Raw genomic sequence first — 15,917 nt, forward strand, 5'->3', positions numbered from 1 at the left:
ATGCGTGGGTGCCTTTCAGCGGCGGCACCGGTCCATCGAAGGCGGCGTGAAGATCGCCGAGGAGTCGCTGACGGTACACCGAGGGATGTGGTCGTGACCAGTGCTTTCGCGCGTGCATCGCACACTTCGTCGCACATCTACGGGCGGTGGTCCGCCCCGCCAGGAGACGAGCGGAGACGGATGGGTGATCAGGGCGTTGCTGTGGTGGGCCCCCCGGGGATCGAACCCGGAACCCGCGGAGTCCTGTCAAAGGCGGGGCGTGAGCACTTTTGGCCCGTGACCGCTCGGGATGCGCTGCGGTTCGTCATGGACGTTTGTGGTTACTCGTCACCCGCGACGTCACCCTTCCTATCGCGGCCGTGGGTGGGCATCGCCCGGCTCCCTGCTGCGTCTTGTCGACGTCGGATCGGGTCAAGGGTGGGCGGAGCCCATCGCGCGCGACGCGTAGCGCCCTTGATGCGGTCCGACGTCGATAAGAACCTCCGAGAGCCGGTCGTTGCCTGTCTCGTGAGAACTACCGCGCCACAGCTCGGCGCAACCCTGTCGTCGTCGGGCGGGCGGTTGTTAGGCGGGTTCGGGACCGTTCTGGTTACGGATGCCGTCCGCCGTGACCGTCCGCGATCTACGGGCCAGATTCACAGCGATGCATGCGAACGTATGATCGAATCGTGCACTACACCGATCGACGGGACGCGTGGGACGCCTACCGGGACATCTGGCAGCGGATCACGAACGCGTATGAGATCCCGCCGCGTCGCTCGCAGCGTGACTGTCAGATCGCGGTCGCCGCGCGGTTGGTCTGGGAGCGTGACGGCGTCGAGTTCCTGGACACGACGGCCTACGCCTGGTCGGGTGACCTGGTCTTGGTCGAGGTGCTCGATCATCGCATTCGGTCCAATGGCGTATGGGTCCACAAGAGTGACGTCCGGCGGCGGCCAGCTCGTGAGCGGTGACGAGCTGCCTCCTCGAGCCTGACTCGGCCTCACGACGAACAGGACGGTCCTGGTACTGAAACCGGGACCGTCTTCGTCATGTCTGGGGCCGGTAGGCCGTCGGGGTGCGGTGGGGTGCGCGCAGGGCGCGCAGCGCCCGGAGCGCGGGGCCCCATCGCGGGCCCCCGCCGGCCGGACGGCCCAGCGCGGCGCAGCCGCGCCTTGAGCCAGTAAAGAAAGTCCTCACAACGAGATTCGCGATCCGAGCTAGGGTTCACCGTCCATGAGCTGATCGTCCACTGCGGCACTCAACCTGTCCTGCGACGCCGCCGTCGCGATCCGCGCGTGATCGAGGGCGTCCCGGACCTCGCGCCGGATTCTCAGCTCGCTATATCCGGCGTACTTCTGCCGGGTCTCGCTCGCGATCTTCATCAGTTCATGCGGGACGTTCTCGAATCTCCTAATCTCGATAGTGACCGGGAGGGGCGAGATATCTTGAGTTTCTGGCCTACGACGAAGCGGTCCGAAGCGCAGCATCTGCGAAAAATAGTCTGGGCTGATTGCGGGCGAATGCGGAGCTTCATCACCCAACTTGTCCTTCAACCACGTCTGCAGTTTGAAGGCAGTTCGATCTAGGGTGAGGAGCCAGGCTGTGTAACCTAATGGGGATGCCTGGGCGCGCTTGCGATACTCGATGACGCCAACCACATTCTCCACATCATGCTCCGCCAGCTTATCCACAGTACCGATGTTCATCGTCGATCCCTGCCGACGCTTAGAGTGCGAATCTATCCAAAGTTCTTGCACAGCTCCCCTGAGCGCGATTTCCGCGACGTCGGAATACTCGGACAGGTCTCGCCGCTCGATTCCAAAGCGCCCCTTGAGCGCCTCAGTGATATCAAGCTCCGGGCGATGGTTGCCCCGGAACTCCGCCACCCATTCGGAAAGTTCCTCTTCGGCGCGGCCCGACGACATGTATGCCGAGAGTACGTACGGGATGCGGTCGCGCCACTCTGCGCCCAGCTTCACGCAGAGCAGACAGTTGGAGAGATGGTGGCTTATCTCTTCGATGACACCAAGCGTCACGTACAGCTTCAGGCCTGACTCACGGGCGGCAACGAAAAGAGCCGTAAACGGCCTCTCTTCCTCCTCATCAAAAGCAGTCTCAGCGATAAGAGGCAAGACCGCTGAGGTGTCGAGCCATATCTCGCCGCCATCAAAGACCTTGGACAGCACCTTCTGCACATCAGGAGTCTGCTGAAGGAACGCCATGAGCGTGTAGGCGTCCATAATCCGTCTGAGATAGTTACGCGTCCGATCCGACGGCATCGACAAGACCGTCACGATCGCAGTTGCGGCCTGTTCAGTTCTCACCCGGAAATCTAGCTCGTAGGAAGCCAGGTTCTCCGAGACGTCGCGCATTGCAATATCGGCCAACGATCCCTGGGCAATCGAGTTAGCAAACGACTCCCCGCTCTCAAGCAAAAGGCGCTCTAGCCCACCACGGAGCCGTTCGGCCTCCTCAGCCAGCGCTGTGGGTGAATCGTCGAGCTCGTCATTAATCCCGAAGAGAGCTGCTGAGAGGTCGCGCTCAAGCTCCTCCTGTTCGAGCAGGAACTCAGCTGCACCTGCCCGCCATTGGGTAGAACTTTCGTAGCTAACGTGGTAACTGTCGCTCCCGCGAATATGCTTTATCGGCCCTCGCTTCTTCGAGAGGCGCGAAAGCGCACTCGCAGTGAGGGCTCTAACCTGCTGAGGCTTCGAGGTTGCAAGCATCCGCTCGACCGCCGCACACACCTGGTCTTTTGTGCGCGCCGATTCTGCTGATGTTTCAATCAAAGCCGCCTGCACGAGTGCGTCGAAACATGTCTTTGTGAGTGACTGGTCGGATTTTCTATCACTGTCATTGAGCGCGAGCTGCAGTAGAGCAACCTTGCTCTCGTCTTGCGTGATCGGAGTTACGATCTGGTCAATGATGTTCCGCTTCTTGAGAAACGGTTCGACAATCATCTGCGCAAGTTCTTCACTTGCGGTACGTCGGACCGCCGAGTCGGCTTCGCGTTCAATGAACCAGTTTCGATCCCTCAGGTCCACCTGAATGCCGTGCTTGTCCCATATATCCTCGCGAAGTTGGTCAATCTGCGCTCCAATTTCTCGGCTCGTGCAATAGATCAAGCGATTGGCACCGGGCCAGGTCGTCCCGATCCTCTCGATCGTGTCCTTGATCTTTTCTTTCCAGTTGGCCGTAACGGAGTACTGGAAAACAGTCTTCGGAAGCTCGTTAAGGCGAAATACTTCCGCATCTCTCCCCCCGTCACCGCTAGGGGATGCCGTTGTGCGTATCGCCGGAAAGTCCGAGGCGAGGAACTCTGATGCGAATTTCTCAAAGTAGCGCCACTCGCCTGGACCCAACTTTTCGAGTGCTAGTTCGAGTCTGGGATTCACCATGAAGAGATGCTAGCGGTGTACGCCTTAGCTGCGCACTCACTCACGAGGCCTCTGTCGGAAGATCACCCTCGTCGCGATTGCGACTGAAATATATGCGAGTGCATCAATATGGAGAGGCCTGGCTGTCGTGTGGCGTAGACGCTCAGGCGGAAGGGGAAGATTGCTACGACGGGATCGCGATCACGATGGTCTTGTCGTCGTGGGGCTTCGAGCGAGGCCAGCGCGACCCGTCGGGGTCGGCATCCTCTGCGCCGTGGATGCTGCGGAGGACGTTGTCAGGCCCGTGCTGCTGCACTTCGGCGAGGAGTTCAGCCCAGGTCGTTGCGTTCGGGTGCCGTTCTAGCGCGACGCCGTCGCTAGCGAGGATGACAGCAGCTACGTCGCTCAATGCCGTGATGTCGGTGATCCCGTGCTGCGCGGCGTCGGGGTCTGTACCCGCGATCCAGTAGCCGCCTGGCCGGTTGCGCCGCTCGGCTTGTTCGGCCTGTAGGTCGAGGAGTGTTTCGCGGTGCGCTTGGCCGTATCCGTGCCCGGCGGCGAGCTGTGACCTGTAGGTGGTGCGTTTTGCTGTGGCGACGGCGGCGAGGCGGTCGTCCTCGTGGACGCTCGCGGTGCCATCGGGATGTAGGACGACGGCGGGGCTGTCGCCCAGGACGTACGTTTCCAGGGCGTCGCGGCTCCACCGCGCGATCGCGATGGTGCTTGTCGGCGCGGAGTCGGGCTGCAGAGCGTGGGTGTCGCGAACGGTCCGGATGGCTCGTTCAACGTGGTCGGCGAGCGGACCCCCCTCGGGGATGGTCCGGGCGAGGGAGTCGGCGAGCTGCTGCGCGAACCAGCCTGGATCGTGCGAGCGGTCCCCCGCGACGGAAGTCGCGCCGTCCAGAACGGCGGCGAAGTTGTCGCCCACGACGTAGCGGTCCTGGTTTCGTGATGCGCCGCCAAGAGTCGCAGCGAGTGTCTTCATCAGTGCACCTTTGGTCCCCACAGCGCATCGGTCTCTGTCACGGTGAGGTCGTCGAATGTGCTCTCGACGACGAGCGAGAACGGCTCTTCGCGCACGGTGTCGAACAAGTCATCGAGGTTGCGTCGGAGGTACTCCACCGCCCCGATCGATCCGAGCGCGTGTACGCCCGCAACGACGAGCACCTGACGGTTGTTACGGACGAGGCGCGCCACGTAGGCGATGTCCTTCGTCTTGTCACCGACGTCCCATGGTGAGACGAACACCTCCCCGGTCTGCCGATCTGTGATGACCCATCGGCCCTCGCTGTCAGGCTCGAATGACAGGTAGGGGTCGGCCTCGATCGCCTCGGCTGTGACGTGGGATGACTTGGGGCCGCAGATTGCCACGGCGTCGGCGGGCGGCTCCCACTCGCCGCCGGGTGGGATCTCGTAGGAGCGTGGCTGATGCCCGAGGAGTACGAGCAGTTCCGCCATCGCATCCGCTGCCGCCTGGTCCTCGCTGGCGATGACGCCGAGTGGTCGTTCATCCAGTGCGCGTCGGGGAATAGCCACGGTGACCGGGCCGACGCCAAAGAACGCCCGGGCGACCGGTGGGGCGCTCTTCCGGATCTGCGTGATCCGGCCCTTGGTCACTCCGCTCGCCTTCGCGATATCCGTGTACGAGCGGCCCTCTGTGTACGCGCGATCGATCGCGGCCCTGCGAAGGCGGGCGAGCTCGGCGCTCCGGTTCTTGTAGACGTCGATGAGTTCGGTGGCGCGTTGCGCCTGGCGGAGTGGGTCTTTCTCCGCCCTGATCTGCTCGAACTCGTCGGTGTCCATGGTTCCCGAGTTTAGACCCCTTGACGGATCGCCCTGCGGGGCCTACCTTCGTGTTTAGACCCCTCAACTCGACGGGTTCTGAAGCGGGTCGGGTGTTTAGACCCCTCAACAGGAGGAGAAGAGCATGGCGATGCAGCGACGGTTTGCGGTGGCTCACGGGGACGTGTTCCCGGCGGGTGCGGTGATGAAGGGTGAGGTCCAGCCGGTGGGGGACTTCGATGCTCCGAAGCGTGAGGACGGGTCGCGTCCTCAGCAGCTCGACAAGGAGACGGGTCTGCCGCTGTGGCAGGTGGTGGTGGCTGACCTGGATGACGAGGGGAACAAGAGCGACGCGGGTGTGTCGGTCAAGATCCCGTCCCGGGTCCAGCCGGTGCCTCCGGTCGCGGTCTCGATCCCGGGCACGCCGATCACGCTGCGCCTGGTGGAGTTCGTGGGGCTGACGGCTCTGCCGTACGTGGACGACAACGGCAACCGGCCGCGTCTGGCGTGGTCGTACAAGGCCGAGGACATCTGCGCCCCGGGCAAGGCGGATGTGGCCACCCCGGCCCGCCCGGACGCCGGTAAGGCCGCGGCCTGATGTCCCGGGCGTCGTCGCTGGCGGCCGCTGCGGACTACCTGTCTGAGGCCGTCCGTGGCCTGGCTGGTGCCGCTCGGTTGCTCGACCACGCCGGGGTGCTGGGTGGCGCGGACTCGGCTCGGGACCTGCACGGGCGGGCCGAGTCCCTGCACACCGATATCAGTCTCGCGGCCTCGGTCGCGCACCGGGCGGAACGCCCTGAGTTCTACGACGAGTCCGGCCGGTGGGTCGGGCGCACGGATGGAACGGAGAAGAGCTGATGGCACGCACGCGTACTACCCGGCGGGTCAACCGTCGTGTCGTGGCAGCGCTGGAGGCAGCGGCGCAGACCGCTGAGACGGGCCGTGAAGGGCTGCGCAAGGCAGCGATGGCGATGGACGTGGTGCAGGCGGAGACGCGGCTGCATGACGACCTGGCCGACCGGGTCAATCACGCATGGGTCAACGCGGCAGACGCCGCTTTCGAGCTGCGGGCCCGGCTGGCCGCTGAACAGAACGGAGAGCGCTGATGGCACTGGATGAGACGACACGGCAGGTCAACCGGCGCGCGATCGCGGCGTTGGAGGCGGCGAAGAAAGGGCTCGGTGATGCGGCCAATGAGCTCAGGGTGGCGTGCTGGCCGCTGGAGGACCTGAGCCAGGTCACCAACGCCCATGACCCGGCGCTGGAGGAGATGCACGCGGTCCTGGCCCGGGTCCGGGCTGCCCGGGAGGACGTGGCCCGTCGCTGGCTCGCTGAGAGCGAGGGCGAGTGATGAACCAGGCAGAGCGGGAAGCCATGCAGGCAGTCCAGTGGTCGCTAGGTCAGGCGCTGGACGAGCTGGCGTGGGCGCTTACCCGAGCACCCGAAGCCCCGGGTACCGAAGAGACCGTGGCCCGGCTGGACAAGTGCGCGGACGTGCTCGATGAGGTCAAGACCGAGGTGGAGCGCCGGTTAGGCGTCCCGCTGTTCGTACCCGAAGGAGAGAGCTGATGTTTGAGCTGTTCAAGCGAGACAAGCGCCAGGTCCTGGAGCCCGAGGACGTCTACCACTTCGAGTCCGGATACCAGCACATGGACTTGGCCGCCGAGGCAATGCGCGTCGCCGCGTCACAGGTCGGAGAACTGGACATCGACCTCGGCGAACGCGCCTACAAGCTCGCCCAGCGAGCCCACCAGCTCCAGATCGACTTCCGCGCCGCCTACCAGCGCGCCGAGCAGGACGGAGAGTACTGATGGATACCGACCGCCTGCGCTTGGCGCTGGACGAGCGAGTCAAGGCCGCCCGGGCACGCCTGCGGGCCGCCACGGTGGGTCGTCCCGGGTGGTCCGGCCGCACCTGGCGAATCCTGGCCTGGATCGCGTACCGGGACTGGATGTTCACCCGTGGCCTGACCATGTGGATGGCCAAGCACGCCGTGTTCGTCCTGGTCGTCGGGGCGGTCTCGTTCGGGTGGTGGGGCATCCTCACCCTCGCCGACCTCCCCGGCGACCGGATCACCGGCCCGGTACTGCTGGCCCTGGTGTTCCTGTCCCCGGGCCTGGTGCATGGCCTGTGGGCCGCGATCACGCCGTACGGGTACCTGGTCCGCATGCACGGCCGCAAGATGGTCGCCTCCTGGCCCGCCGTCGCTGCCGCCTGCGGGATCGGTGAGCGTCAGGTCGGCGGTGAGGTCTTGGTCCCGAAGCTGTCCAAGATCCGCTACGAGACCGGTGCGATCGTCCTGCGGATCCACACCATGGCCGGACAGACCCTGGACACCCTGCACCGTGCCGCCCCCGCGATCACCACGACCTACAAGGCCCACGGGTTCTCCACCACGACCGTCCGCCCCGGGGTGCTCGACCTGGGCCTGTTCACCACGGCACGCATCGCCGGGGCTGTTGCCCGGCTGCCGCGCCTGGAGGCCGCGACACCCGACTGCCTGGCCGTCGGCCGGACCCGCTCCGGACAGGTCGCCCAACTCGTTGTCCGGGGACGGCACACCCTCGTCGTCGGTGCCACCGGCGCGGGCAAGGGCTCGGCGTTGTGGTCGGTGGTCGGCAACCTCGCCCCCGCCGTCCACACCGGCGCTATCGAGCTGTCCGGCCTGGACCTCAAGGGCGGCATCGAGCTGGAGATGGGCCGGACCCTGTTCACCCGCATCGCCTACGAATCCACCGACTCCCTGCGGGTCCTGAACGAACTGGTGGCCATCATGAACCGCCGCAAGGAGACCATGCGCGGCGTCTCCCGCCTGCACGAGCCTCGCCCCGGTGACCCGCTGCACGTCCTGGTCATCGACGAGCTCGCCGACCTGATGGCCTACTCCGACTTCGAGACCCGGCGCGAGGCAGACCGGCTCATGTCCAAGCTCCTGACCCAAGGCCGCGCCCTCGGCGTCGTCGTCCTGTCCTGTGTGCAAAACCCCCGGCAGGAAGCCGTCGGGCAACGCAACCTCTACCCGCAGAAGATCGCGCTACGCCTGGACTCCGACATCGAAACGGACATGGTCCTTGGCCCGGCGATGGCTCTTGCGCCGGCGCACACGATCCTGGAGACCGACCCGGGCACCGCGTACCTCGTGCGGGAGGACGGCTCCCCGGAGCTGATGCGGTTCGACTACTGGCCCGACGATCTGATCCGCGACGTCGCCCTCCGGTTCGCCGCGCCCCGCCCGGCTCGAGCCCCCTCGGGCTCGGTCTCCGTATCGGACGCGGACGCCGTGACGGCCTGGGCCACTGCCGGTCGACGCCTGCACACCGTCGCCGCCGACGTGCCCAACGAGAACGGGCCCGGCAAGACCAGCGACAACCCCACACCACGCCAGCGCAAGCCCCGCGCACCGCGCAAGCCCCGCGCGCCCCGCCCGGCCGCTCCGGCCACTGAGGAGGTCTGACCATGAACCGCACCGTCGTCCGGATCGCCGCTGACTCTCGCCCGGTGCTGACGTTCACCGTCGTGCTGACCGTGGCCGTCGCACTGGCCTCGTTCGCCCTGTCATTCGCGTCACTGCGGGACGCCGCCCTGTGGGGCCGGGTCCCCGAGTCACTGGCGTTCCTCGTCCCCGTCGTCATCGACGCGAGCGTGCTCGTCTACGGCCTCGTCGCCCTGGTGCTGCGGGCTCGTGGCCGGTCCTCGGCGTGGGCCTGGACCCTGATGTTCGGCTTCACCGTCGTATCCATCGGCGCGAACGCCGCCCACGCCTACGACGTCGACCCCGAACTCAAGACCCTCGTCGGCGTCGTCCTGGTGGCCCTCGCACCCCTGTCGGTCCTCACCTCGACACACGCCCTCGCGTCACTCGTCGTCGCAGACGGTCCCGCCGTCGAACCGGAGCCGGTCCCGGCTACTGAGCCAGTCGCCGTCGCAGTCGCACCCGAGCCCGTTCCGGTCGTGATCGAACCGGCGCTACCCGTCGCCACGCCTGCCCCTGAGGCTTTGCCGGCCGAACCGGTAAGTGCCCCGGTCGGTGCCGCTCCCGCTGCTCGCCGTCCCCGTCTGGGGCGGGTCCGCCCGGTCACTCAGGACGCCCTGGACCTGCCCGGTCTGAACATGGTGGGGGCCGACGCATGATCGCCTCACCGGGAGCAACGTTGCGCGCTTCTTGCGCCCGGCCGGAGAACCAGGACCTGCCCTGGATCGCTGAGGACGCCTCGCCCCTGGCACGGGCGCTGATGGCCCGGGTGTGCGCCTCCTGCCCGATTCTGGCCGCCTGCGCCCTCGAAGTCGCCACCACGTCGACCACGGCGGGGTTCTGGGCCGGACGGGACCGCACCCTGTGGCGTGATCCCGTGACGGTGCAGGACACCCTGCCCGGTCTCGAACTCGGCACGGCAGCATGAACACCGAAACACAGGGCACGTTCCCCGGGTTCGGGGAGCATGCACCGCTGGAGGTCGGTCCCGGTGCCCTGGGGTTCGCTACCCAGTCGGCCCGGGGCCGGTCCCTGCGCTCCGCCCTCCAAGCCTTCTCCGAGACTGCTGCCGCCGTCGGGTACTGCTCGCACCCGGTCAAGCTCTCCGGGTCCTCCATGACGATCGACACCACCACTGGCGAGGTCGTCGGGCAGTACTCCTCCGACGACGCACCCATGGGCCAGCTCTACCGCCCCTGCGGCAACCGGCGTGAGGACGTCTGCCCGGCCTGCTCCCGCGTCTACGCCCGCGACACGTTCGCGATGATCCGATCCGGCCTGCTCGGCGGCAAGACCGTGCCCGAGACGGTGGCAGACAACCCGCTCGTGTTCGCCACGCTGACCGCACCCTCGTTCGGCCACGTGCACGGCATCCGGTCCAAGAACGGGCACAAGTCCGGGGGCATGTGCCGCCCCTACGACCGGAACAAAACCTGCGAGCACGGCCGGTCCAAGTCCTGCATGACCACCCACTCGGAGAGTGACCCGGTGGTGGGTGCTCCGCTGTGCTGGGACTGCTACGACTGGACCTCAGCCGTCGTGTGGCAGTGGCACGCCCCGGAGCTCTGGCGGCGCTTCACGATCGCCCTCCGCCGTGCCCTGGCGGGCTACCTCGGCCTGACCGACTCCGAGTTGAAGCGGGCGGCGTCGGTGCAGTACGCCAAGGTCGGCGAATACCAGTCCCGCGGCCTGATCCACTTCCACGCCCTGGTCCGCCTCGACGGCCCCGACGGACCCGGCACGCCCGCCCCCGTCGACGGCGTGACGCTTGCCGAGCTGATCGAGTCGGCCGCACGGGGTGTGCGGGTCGAGGTTCCTCCGGTCGATGGTGCAGACGTGCCGCGCGTGCTGGCCTTCAGGTCCCAGCTCGACACACGGACCGTCCGCACTGGCCTACCGGGGTCGGCTGCCGACGACGCTCGTTCGTCCGGCACTCTCGTGCCCGAACAGGTCGCGGGGTACCTCGCGAAGTACGCCACGAAGTCGACCGACGTCGACCCCGCATCACCCCGGCCGCACCTGGCCCGGATGACCCGTGAGTGCCGCCGGTTGGCTGACCGTGCCGCCACCTCGTGCCGCCGGCCCGGGTATGAGCCGGAGGAGGACGAAGACGGATGCGTCTGCGGGACGTGCGCTGAGTCGCCGTACCGGCTCCTGGCCAAGTGGGCGCACATGCTCGGCTTCCGAGGCCACTTCTCCACCAAGTCACGCCAGTACTCCGTGACCCTCGGGCGGCTGCGGCAAGCACGAGCACGGTTCGCCCGCCTCCAAGCCGAAGCCCAGCGAGCCGGTGAACCCCTCGACGTGACCGACCTGGAACGCCGCCTCCTGGCCGACGACGACGAAACAACCCTCGTCGTCGACGGCTCCTGGTCCTACGTCGGGACCGGCTGGCCAACCAACGGCGAGAAAGAACTCGCCGAGGCTGCCGCAGCTCGAGCACGCGAATACGCCAAGTGGAAAGCCGACCAGAACCGACAGGGAGGAAAGGCAGGGAAATGACTACGGACATGGCAACGCCAATCACTGATCGCTTGTGGACGGTGCAGGACGTCTCGGCGTTCCTCGGTGTGCCCGTCGGCACGCTTTACGCCTGGAGGTCTACCGGTAAGGGTCCGGATGCTCGCCGCATCGGTAAGTACGTGCGCTATCGACCTGATGACGTGCGTGCGTGGGTTGCGGCCCTTCCCGTCGGGGTGGCGTCATGAAGCAGCGACTGGAGCCGGGGGAGCGCGGTGAGGTCTACTACGAAGCTGTTTCGGCTGGCTGGCGTGCGGTGCAGTACTACCGCGACAACGCGGGGCGCCGGCGTAAGGGCACGGGCGTCGGAAAGACAAAGGACGCGGCCCGGCGAACGGCGAAACGGAACATCGATGCTGCCATTGCATCGGACGGCGAGACCTTCAAGAAGGGCACTCTCCTGGAGGTCGCGGTCCGGGAGTGGCTGAAGACGTATCGAACGCTTGTGGCCGATGGCTCACGCGCGCCGACGACGCTCGACCAGTACGAGCGCTACGCGCGGGTTGAGATCTACAAGACGATTGGACGAACGCGCATCTCGGATCTGACGACTGGCCGGGTCGATCAGTTCATCGCTGACCTGCGCGGTCGCAAGGGGTTCGCGACCGCAAAGGCGGTCCGTTCGATCCTGAACGGAACGTGCGGGATGCTCGTTCGTCGCGATGTGCTCCGTTACAACCCGGTGAGAGATGTCGCGCGCCTCGAACAGGGGCGTCGAAATGCTCCACGTGCGCTGAGTATCGATGAAGCTGCCCGATTCCTTGCCATGCTCGATGGCAGTGAGTTCGCCCGGCGCCGTGACCTTCCGGACCTGATGCGTTTCCTGTTGGCGACCGGTGTTCGGATCGGTGAGGCGCTTGCGTTGCGGTGGTCCGAGATTGACCTCGACGCGCAGGTGGTCCAGATCGATTGGACGGTCACGCGGGTCAAGGGGCGGGGGCTGGTGCGCAGTCCTGTCAAGACCGAGACGTCTGAGCGTTCGCTTCAGTTGCCGATCTGGTGCGTGGAGATCCTGCGCCGGCGTGCCGTCGGCCAGGCGCCGGACGCCCTGGTGTTCACCGATGCGAAGGGTGGGCTTCGGGATGTCGGGAACACGGGGAAGGACCTGCGGAAGGCGCGCGGCGAGGAGTTTGCTTGGGTCAAGTCGCACACGGCGCGGCGGACGGTGGCGACTCTGCTCGATGTCCAGGGGCTGAGTGCGCGGGCCATTGCTGACCAGCTCGGACACGCGCGCCCGTCGATGACGCAGGACGTGTACATGGGTCGCAAGATCGTGGGGCAGGTGACAAGCCCGCTCGATGGCCTGTTCGCGTCGACCAACGAAGAAGACCCCACCAGGAATGCCGACACGGACGGGGACGCTGCGTGATCTGGGGAGACGTCGTCACCCGTGTTGTCACCCGTGCGGTGGTTCGGGAGCGGGCTGACCGCCTCGTTGGGTGCGAATTGCCTGGTGGTGGCGCTGTCAGGGTGGGCCCCCCGGGGATCGAACCCGGAACCCGCGGATTAAAAGTCCGCTGCTCTGCCAGTTGAGCTAGAGGCCCGCGTGCCCGGGGACCGGGCGGCGCGAGTAGAAAGCCTACCGGTCAGGTCTCGCATAGTGGTTGGGCCCTCCGAGCGGGGCACCATACGTCTCCTGGCGGTGGCTGTCACGCGCTGTCCCACCCAGTGGGAGATATCGGGTTAAATGCGTCTCACGCTTGCAGTGTGGGTGCGGGCTTGGTTCGGTGGACGGGACCGCGGAGAACCAATGTGAGGAGCTCATCGTGCTCACCGTGACTGACAACGCTCGTACGGCCGTCCAGGACCTCGCCCAGCAGGCTGGGGTACCGGTCGAGGGCGGGCTGCGCATCGCGCAGGCCTCCGGCCAGCCGGGGAACTTCGAGCTCGCGCTGGTTCCGGCGCCGCAGCCCGACGACCAGGTCGTCGACGCTTCGGGTGCCACCAACGTGTTCGTCGAGGCGCAGGCTGCTCCCGCTCTGGAGGCGCTGACCCTGGACACCGACCCCCGCGCCGAGGGCCCGGGATTCGTGCTCACGCCTTCGGCGTGACCTCCGGCGCCCAGCACTGGGCGTCGACCGGACGACAAGCCCCCCGGGACCCACCTGCCAGGTGGACCCCGGGGGGCTTGCCGTTGCTGGCCCAACCGACCTCGCTGAGGTGCCGGCTGTTAGAGCGCCACGTCGAGGATCCACGCGCCGCCCAGCGCCAGCGCGCCCAGGGTGACCAGCAGGAACAGCGCGACCCAGAAGAAGCCGGCGACGCCGGTCAGGCGGGAGAGCATGTCGGCGTCGGACGTCCGCGCGTGGCCGCGGGAACGCTGGATCTGCAGCTCGAACACCGGGCGTACCGCGCCGAGCAGCAGGAACCACGTCACGGCGTAGGCGACGGCGCTCTGCACCTCGGGCGCCAGGAACCAGGTGACGAACACGAGGGCCGTGCCGCTGACGAGGATCGACCACAGGCCGAACCAGTTGCGGATCTGCAGGAGCAGCAGGGCGAGCAGCACCACGAGCAACCACAGGAGCCCTACGGCGTATCCCTGCCGCAGCAGCCATGCGGCACCCAGGCCGATGATGCCCGGCCCCACGTAGCCGGCGAACGCCGTGATGACCATCCCCGGGCCGCGGGGCTTGCCGCGCGAGACGGTGAGGCCGGAGGTGTCGGAGTGCAGCCGGATGCCCTCGAGCTTTCGGCCCGTGAGCAGGGCGCCGAGGGCGTGCGACGCCTCGTGGGCGATGGTGATCACATGCCGCGTCATGTGCCACAGGGGGCGGAAGATCACGACCACCAGGGCGATCGCGCACATGCCGAGCACCATCAGGTTCGACGGCGGGTCCACCGGGGTGACCGCGTTGGTCCAGATGGTGCCGAGCACGTCGCCGATGGCGGCGAACGGTCCGGCGGAGCTGGTCGCTGCGGGAATCATGCGCCACATAGAACCACACCGAACGTGACGTGCGCCGCAGCCATCGACGATCAGGCCGTGACACAATGGGTAGCCGTGGGCGGCTTCAGCCGCCCGACGTCGTGGCCCCGGCCCGGGTTAGCACCCCGCCGCCTGGTGTGAGCACGGCGGACCACCGGCGCGATACGCGCCGCCACCGAGCCCGAGAGGCCCATCTCCTTGACTACCTTTGCCGACCTCGGTCTGCCCGCGCCCGTTCTGCGCGTTTTGACAGACCGCGGCATCACCTCGCCGTTCCCCATCCAGACGGCGTCCCTGCCGGACTCCCTCGCCGGTCGCGACGTGCTCGGCCGCGGCCGCACCGGCTCCGGCAAGACCCTCGCGTTCGCGCTGCCGGTCGTGACCCGCCTCGCCACGTCCGCCGCTCGTTCCGCCTCGGCGGGACAGTCGCGCCGCGCGGCGGGCCGCCCCCGTGCGCTGATCCTGGCTCCCACGCGTGAGCTCGCCAACCAGATCGACGAGTCGATTGCGCCCCTGGCGCAGGCCCTCGGTCTGAAGACCACCACGATCTTCGGCGGCGTGGCGCAGTCGCGCCAGGTCACCGCGCTGAACGCGGGCGTCGACATCGTCATCGCCTGCCCGGGCCGGCTCGAGGACCTGCTCGGCCAGCGGCACCTGACGCTCGACGACGTCGAGATCACCGTGCTCGACGAGGCCGACCACATGGCCGACCTCGGGTTCCTGCCCGGCGTGAAGCGCATCCTCGACCGGACGGGCTCGCGAACGCAGCGCCTGCTGTTCTCGGCCACTCTCGACAACGGCGTGGACGTGCTGGTCAAGCGCTACCTGCACCAGCCGGTCACGCACTCCGTGGACGACGCCGCGGCGCCGCCGCCGCAGATGACGCACCACATCCTCGCCGTCGCCGACAAGGACGTGAAGAAGAACGTGGTGCACCAGCTCGCGCAGGGCACCGGCCGCCGCATGCTGTTCACGCGGACCAAGCACCAGGCCAAGAAGCTCGCCAAGCAGCTCACCGCCGCGGGCGTGCCCGCCGTCGACCTGCACGGCAACCTCGGCCAGGGTGCGCGCGAGCGCAACCTCGCCGCGTTCTCGTCCGGCGAGGTGAAGGTGCTGGTCGCGACCGACATCGCCGCCCGCGGCATCCACGTCGACGACGTCGAGCTCGTGGTGCACGTGGACCCGCCCGCCGAGCACAAGGCGTACCTGCACCGCTCCGGGCGGACGGCGCGAGCCGGCTCCGGCGGCGACGTCGTGACCATCATGCTGCCCGAGGAGCGCGGGGACGTGCGTGACCTGACCCGCAAGGCGAAGATCACCGCCCGCCCGCAGGACGTCCGCCCCGGCGACGCCACGGTGACCAGCCTGGTCGGCGAGGTCGCGCCGTACGTCGAGTACGTGCCGCCGGCCCCGCAGCAGCAGCCGGCCCGCCAGGGCCAGCCGCGGCGGCAGGGTGGGCGCTCGCGCTCCGGTCAGGGCGGCTCGGGTCAGGGCGGCGCCCAGGGCGGGCGTCAGGGCTCCGGCCAGGGCGGCGCGCAGGGCGGCGGCCGGCAGGGCCAGTCGCGCGGTCAGGGCACCGGCGGCGCCGGCCAGGCGGCAGGGCAGCGCGGGGCCGCGCGTCCGGCGTCGGGCGGCGGGCGTACTGCCGCCGACCACTTCCCGCGGCCGGACGGCGCCGCCCCCCGCCGTCGTCGGCGGGGCGGCCGTGGCCGCGGCGCGGGCAACGCGAACGCGTCCGCCGCGAGCTGACGCGGCCACAGCAGGACTTGTGGGGCCTTCCGACCGGTCGTCCGGTCGGAAGGCCCTACGTGTTCGTCACCGCCGGAACACCGGCGGCGAGCGGGGAGTTGCTCTG

The 15,917-nt window shown here is 67.6% G+C and carries 19 protein-coding genes and 1 tRNA gene; 15 read left to right on the forward strand and 5 right to left on the reverse strand.

Annotated elements, in window-relative coordinates; genetic code table 11:
- Nucleotides 1-668: 668 nt before the first annotated feature.
- Nucleotides 669-953, forward strand: a complete 285-nt coding sequence (locus C8K30_RS23615; RefSeq protein ID WP_108495347.1) for a hypothetical protein — start codon at nucleotides 669-671, stop codon at nucleotides 951-953.
- Between the two features lie 246 nt (nucleotides 954-1,199).
- Here the strand turns inward: C8K30_RS23615 and C8K30_RS30475 are convergent, their stop codons facing one another.
- From C8K30_RS30475 to C8K30_RS23630, 3 genes are all read right to left on the reverse strand, one after another.
- Nucleotides 1,200-3,380 (reverse strand): hypothetical protein, encoded by a 2,181-nt coding sequence (locus C8K30_RS30475; RefSeq protein WP_146197579.1) that lies wholly within the window; start codon nucleotides 3,378-3,380, stop codon nucleotides 1,200-1,202.
- A gap of 163 nt (nucleotides 3,381-3,543) precedes the next feature.
- Nucleotides 3,544-4,344, reverse strand: a complete 801-nt coding sequence (locus C8K30_RS23625; RefSeq protein WP_108495349.1) for a protein phosphatase 2C domain-containing protein — start codon at nucleotides 4,342-4,344, stop codon at nucleotides 3,544-3,546.
- Nucleotides 4,344-5,162 carry a sigma-70 family RNA polymerase sigma factor gene (locus C8K30_RS23630; protein WP_108495350.1) on the reverse strand — a complete coding sequence of 273 codons (819 nt, stop codon included), beginning with the start codon at nucleotides 5,160-5,162 and terminating at the stop codon, nucleotides 4,344-4,346. Before C8K30_RS23630 ends, C8K30_RS23625 begins: the two co-directional genes overlap by 1 nt.
- A 124-nt stretch (nucleotides 5,163-5,286) precedes the next feature.
- Here C8K30_RS23630 and C8K30_RS23635 point away from each other — a divergent pair, with 124 nt between their 5' ends.
- From C8K30_RS23635 to xerC, 12 genes are read left to right on the forward strand one after another with little or no spacing between them, the layout of a single operon-like run.
- Nucleotides 5,287-5,739, forward strand: a complete 453-nt coding sequence (locus tag C8K30_RS23635; protein ID WP_108495351.1) for a plasmid replication, integration and excision activator — start codon at nucleotides 5,287-5,289, stop codon at nucleotides 5,737-5,739.
- Nucleotides 5,739-5,999: a hypothetical protein gene (locus tag C8K30_RS23640; RefSeq protein ID WP_108495352.1), complete on the forward strand. Its 261-nt coding sequence runs from the start codon at nucleotides 5,739-5,741 to the stop codon at nucleotides 5,997-5,999. The genes C8K30_RS23635 and C8K30_RS23640 overlap by 1 nt, the downstream gene beginning before the upstream one ends.
- Nucleotides 6,000-6,040: 41 nt before the next feature.
- Nucleotides 6,041-6,247 carry a hypothetical protein gene (locus C8K30_RS23645; protein WP_146197580.1) on the forward strand — a complete coding sequence of 69 codons (207 nt, stop codon included), beginning with the start codon at nucleotides 6,041-6,043 and terminating at the stop codon, nucleotides 6,245-6,247.
- On the forward strand, nucleotides 6,247-6,492 hold the full coding sequence (locus tag C8K30_RS23650; protein WP_108495354.1) for a hypothetical protein: 246 nt from the start codon (nucleotides 6,247-6,249) through the stop codon (nucleotides 6,490-6,492). The genes C8K30_RS23645 and C8K30_RS23650 overlap by 1 nt, the downstream gene beginning before the upstream one ends.
- Nucleotides 6,492-6,710, forward strand: coding sequence for a hypothetical protein (locus C8K30_RS23655; RefSeq protein ID WP_146197581.1), 219 nt, complete (start codon nucleotides 6,492-6,494; stop codon nucleotides 6,708-6,710). Before C8K30_RS23650 ends, C8K30_RS23655 begins: the two co-directional genes overlap by 1 nt.
- Complete coding sequence (locus C8K30_RS23660) at nucleotides 6,710-6,952, forward strand: hypothetical protein (protein WP_108495356.1); 243 nt, start codon at nucleotides 6,710-6,712, stop codon at nucleotides 6,950-6,952. The genes C8K30_RS23655 and C8K30_RS23660 overlap by 1 nt, the downstream gene beginning before the upstream one ends.
- Nucleotides 6,952-8,595 (forward strand): FtsK/SpoIIIE domain-containing protein, encoded by a 1,644-nt coding sequence (locus C8K30_RS23665; RefSeq protein ID WP_108495357.1) that lies wholly within the window; start codon nucleotides 6,952-6,954, stop codon nucleotides 8,593-8,595. Before C8K30_RS23660 ends, C8K30_RS23665 begins: the two co-directional genes overlap by 1 nt.
- Nucleotides 8,596-8,597: 2 nt before the next feature.
- Nucleotides 8,598-9,272 (forward strand): DUF2637 domain-containing protein, encoded by a 675-nt coding sequence (locus tag C8K30_RS23670; RefSeq protein ID WP_108495358.1) that lies wholly within the window; start codon nucleotides 8,598-8,600, stop codon nucleotides 9,270-9,272.
- Complete coding sequence (locus C8K30_RS30480; RefSeq protein WP_146197582.1) at nucleotides 9,269-9,541, forward strand: hypothetical protein; 273 nt, start codon at nucleotides 9,269-9,271, stop codon at nucleotides 9,539-9,541. The genes C8K30_RS23670 and C8K30_RS30480 overlap by 4 nt, the downstream gene beginning before the upstream one ends.
- Complete coding sequence (locus tag C8K30_RS23675; RefSeq protein ID WP_108495359.1) at nucleotides 9,538-11,115, forward strand: replication initiator; 1,578 nt, start codon at nucleotides 9,538-9,540, stop codon at nucleotides 11,113-11,115. Before C8K30_RS30480 ends, C8K30_RS23675 begins: the two co-directional genes overlap by 4 nt.
- Before the next feature lie 8 nt (nucleotides 11,116-11,123).
- Nucleotides 11,124-11,321 carry an AlpA family transcriptional regulator gene (locus C8K30_RS23680; protein ID WP_108495489.1) on the forward strand — a complete coding sequence of 66 codons (198 nt, stop codon included), beginning with the start codon at nucleotides 11,124-11,126 and terminating at the stop codon, nucleotides 11,319-11,321.
- Nucleotides 11,318-12,502: a tyrosine recombinase XerC gene (gene xerC, locus C8K30_RS23685; protein ID WP_108495360.1), complete on the forward strand. Its 1,185-nt coding sequence runs from the start codon at nucleotides 11,318-11,320 to the stop codon at nucleotides 12,500-12,502. Before C8K30_RS23680 ends, xerC begins: the two co-directional genes overlap by 4 nt.
- A gap of 102 nt (nucleotides 12,503-12,604) precedes the next feature.
- Here the strand turns inward: xerC and C8K30_RS23690 are convergent.
- Nucleotides 12,605-12,677, reverse strand: a tRNA-Lys gene (locus C8K30_RS23690).
- Nucleotides 12,678-12,899: 222 nt separating this feature from the next.
- Between C8K30_RS23690 and C8K30_RS23695 the strand changes: the two genes are divergently transcribed.
- On the forward strand, nucleotides 12,900-13,184 hold the full coding sequence (locus C8K30_RS23695; RefSeq protein ID WP_108495490.1) for an iron-sulfur cluster biosynthesis family protein: 285 nt from the start codon (nucleotides 12,900-12,902) through the stop codon (nucleotides 13,182-13,184).
- A gap of 119 nt (nucleotides 13,185-13,303) precedes the next feature.
- On the opposite strand, the gene C8K30_RS23700 is transcribed toward C8K30_RS23695, so the two are convergent.
- Nucleotides 13,304-14,071, reverse strand: coding sequence for a M50 family metallopeptidase (locus C8K30_RS23700; RefSeq protein WP_108495361.1), 768 nt, complete (start codon nucleotides 14,069-14,071; stop codon nucleotides 13,304-13,306).
- A 189-nt stretch (nucleotides 14,072-14,260) separates the two neighbouring features.
- Here C8K30_RS23700 and C8K30_RS23705 point away from each other — a divergent pair, with 189 nt between their 5' ends.
- Complete coding sequence (locus tag C8K30_RS23705; protein WP_233257394.1) at nucleotides 14,261-15,811, forward strand: DEAD/DEAH box helicase; 1,551 nt, start codon at nucleotides 14,261-14,263, stop codon at nucleotides 15,809-15,811.
- Nucleotides 15,812-15,917 lie beyond the last annotated feature (106 nt).

This window comes from Promicromonospora sp. AC04, assembly GCF_003058225.1.
GTDB lineage: Bacteria > Actinomycetota > Actinomycetes > Actinomycetales > Cellulomonadaceae > Promicromonospora.

Bases quoted from the DNA above. Each gene is read 5' to 3' on its own strand.
- C8K30_RS30475 (WP_146197579.1), bottom strand. From the start codon at position 3,380: ATGGTGAATCCCAGACTCGAACTAGCACTCGAAAAGTTGGGTCCAGGC.
- C8K30_RS23625 (WP_108495349.1), bottom strand. From the start codon at position 4,344: ATGAAGACACTCGCTGCGACTCTTGGCGGCGCATCACGAAACCAGGAC.
- C8K30_RS23630 (WP_108495350.1), bottom strand. From the start codon at position 5,162: ATGGACACCGACGAGTTCGAGCAGATCAGGGCGGAGAAAGACCCACTC.
- C8K30_RS23635 (WP_108495351.1), top strand. From the start codon at position 5,287: ATGGCGATGCAGCGACGGTTTGCGGTGGCTCACGGGGACGTGTTCCCG.
- C8K30_RS23640 (WP_108495352.1), top strand. From the start codon at position 5,739: ATGTCCCGGGCGTCGTCGCTGGCGGCCGCTGCGGACTACCTGTCTGAG.
- C8K30_RS23650 (WP_108495354.1), top strand. From the start codon at position 6,247: ATGGCACTGGATGAGACGACACGGCAGGTCAACCGGCGCGCGATCGCG.
- C8K30_RS23655 (WP_146197581.1), top strand. From the start codon at position 6,492: ATGAACCAGGCAGAGCGGGAAGCCATGCAGGCAGTCCAGTGGTCGCTA.
- C8K30_RS23660 (WP_108495356.1), top strand. From the start codon at position 6,710: ATGTTTGAGCTGTTCAAGCGAGACAAGCGCCAGGTCCTGGAGCCCGAG.
- C8K30_RS23665 (WP_108495357.1), top strand. From the start codon at position 6,952: ATGGATACCGACCGCCTGCGCTTGGCGCTGGACGAGCGAGTCAAGGCC.
- C8K30_RS23670 (WP_108495358.1), top strand. From the start codon at position 8,598: ATGAACCGCACCGTCGTCCGGATCGCCGCTGACTCTCGCCCGGTGCTG.
- C8K30_RS30480 (WP_146197582.1), top strand. From the start codon at position 9,269: ATGATCGCCTCACCGGGAGCAACGTTGCGCGCTTCTTGCGCCCGGCCG.
- C8K30_RS23675 (WP_108495359.1), top strand. From the start codon at position 9,538: ATGAACACCGAAACACAGGGCACGTTCCCCGGGTTCGGGGAGCATGCA.
- C8K30_RS23680 (WP_108495489.1), top strand. From the start codon at position 11,124: ATGGCAACGCCAATCACTGATCGCTTGTGGACGGTGCAGGACGTCTCG.
- xerC (WP_108495360.1), top strand. From the start codon at position 11,318: ATGAAGCAGCGACTGGAGCCGGGGGAGCGCGGTGAGGTCTACTACGAA.
- C8K30_RS23700 (WP_108495361.1), bottom strand. From the start codon at position 14,071: ATGTGGCGCATGATTCCCGCAGCGACCAGCTCCGCCGGACCGTTCGCC.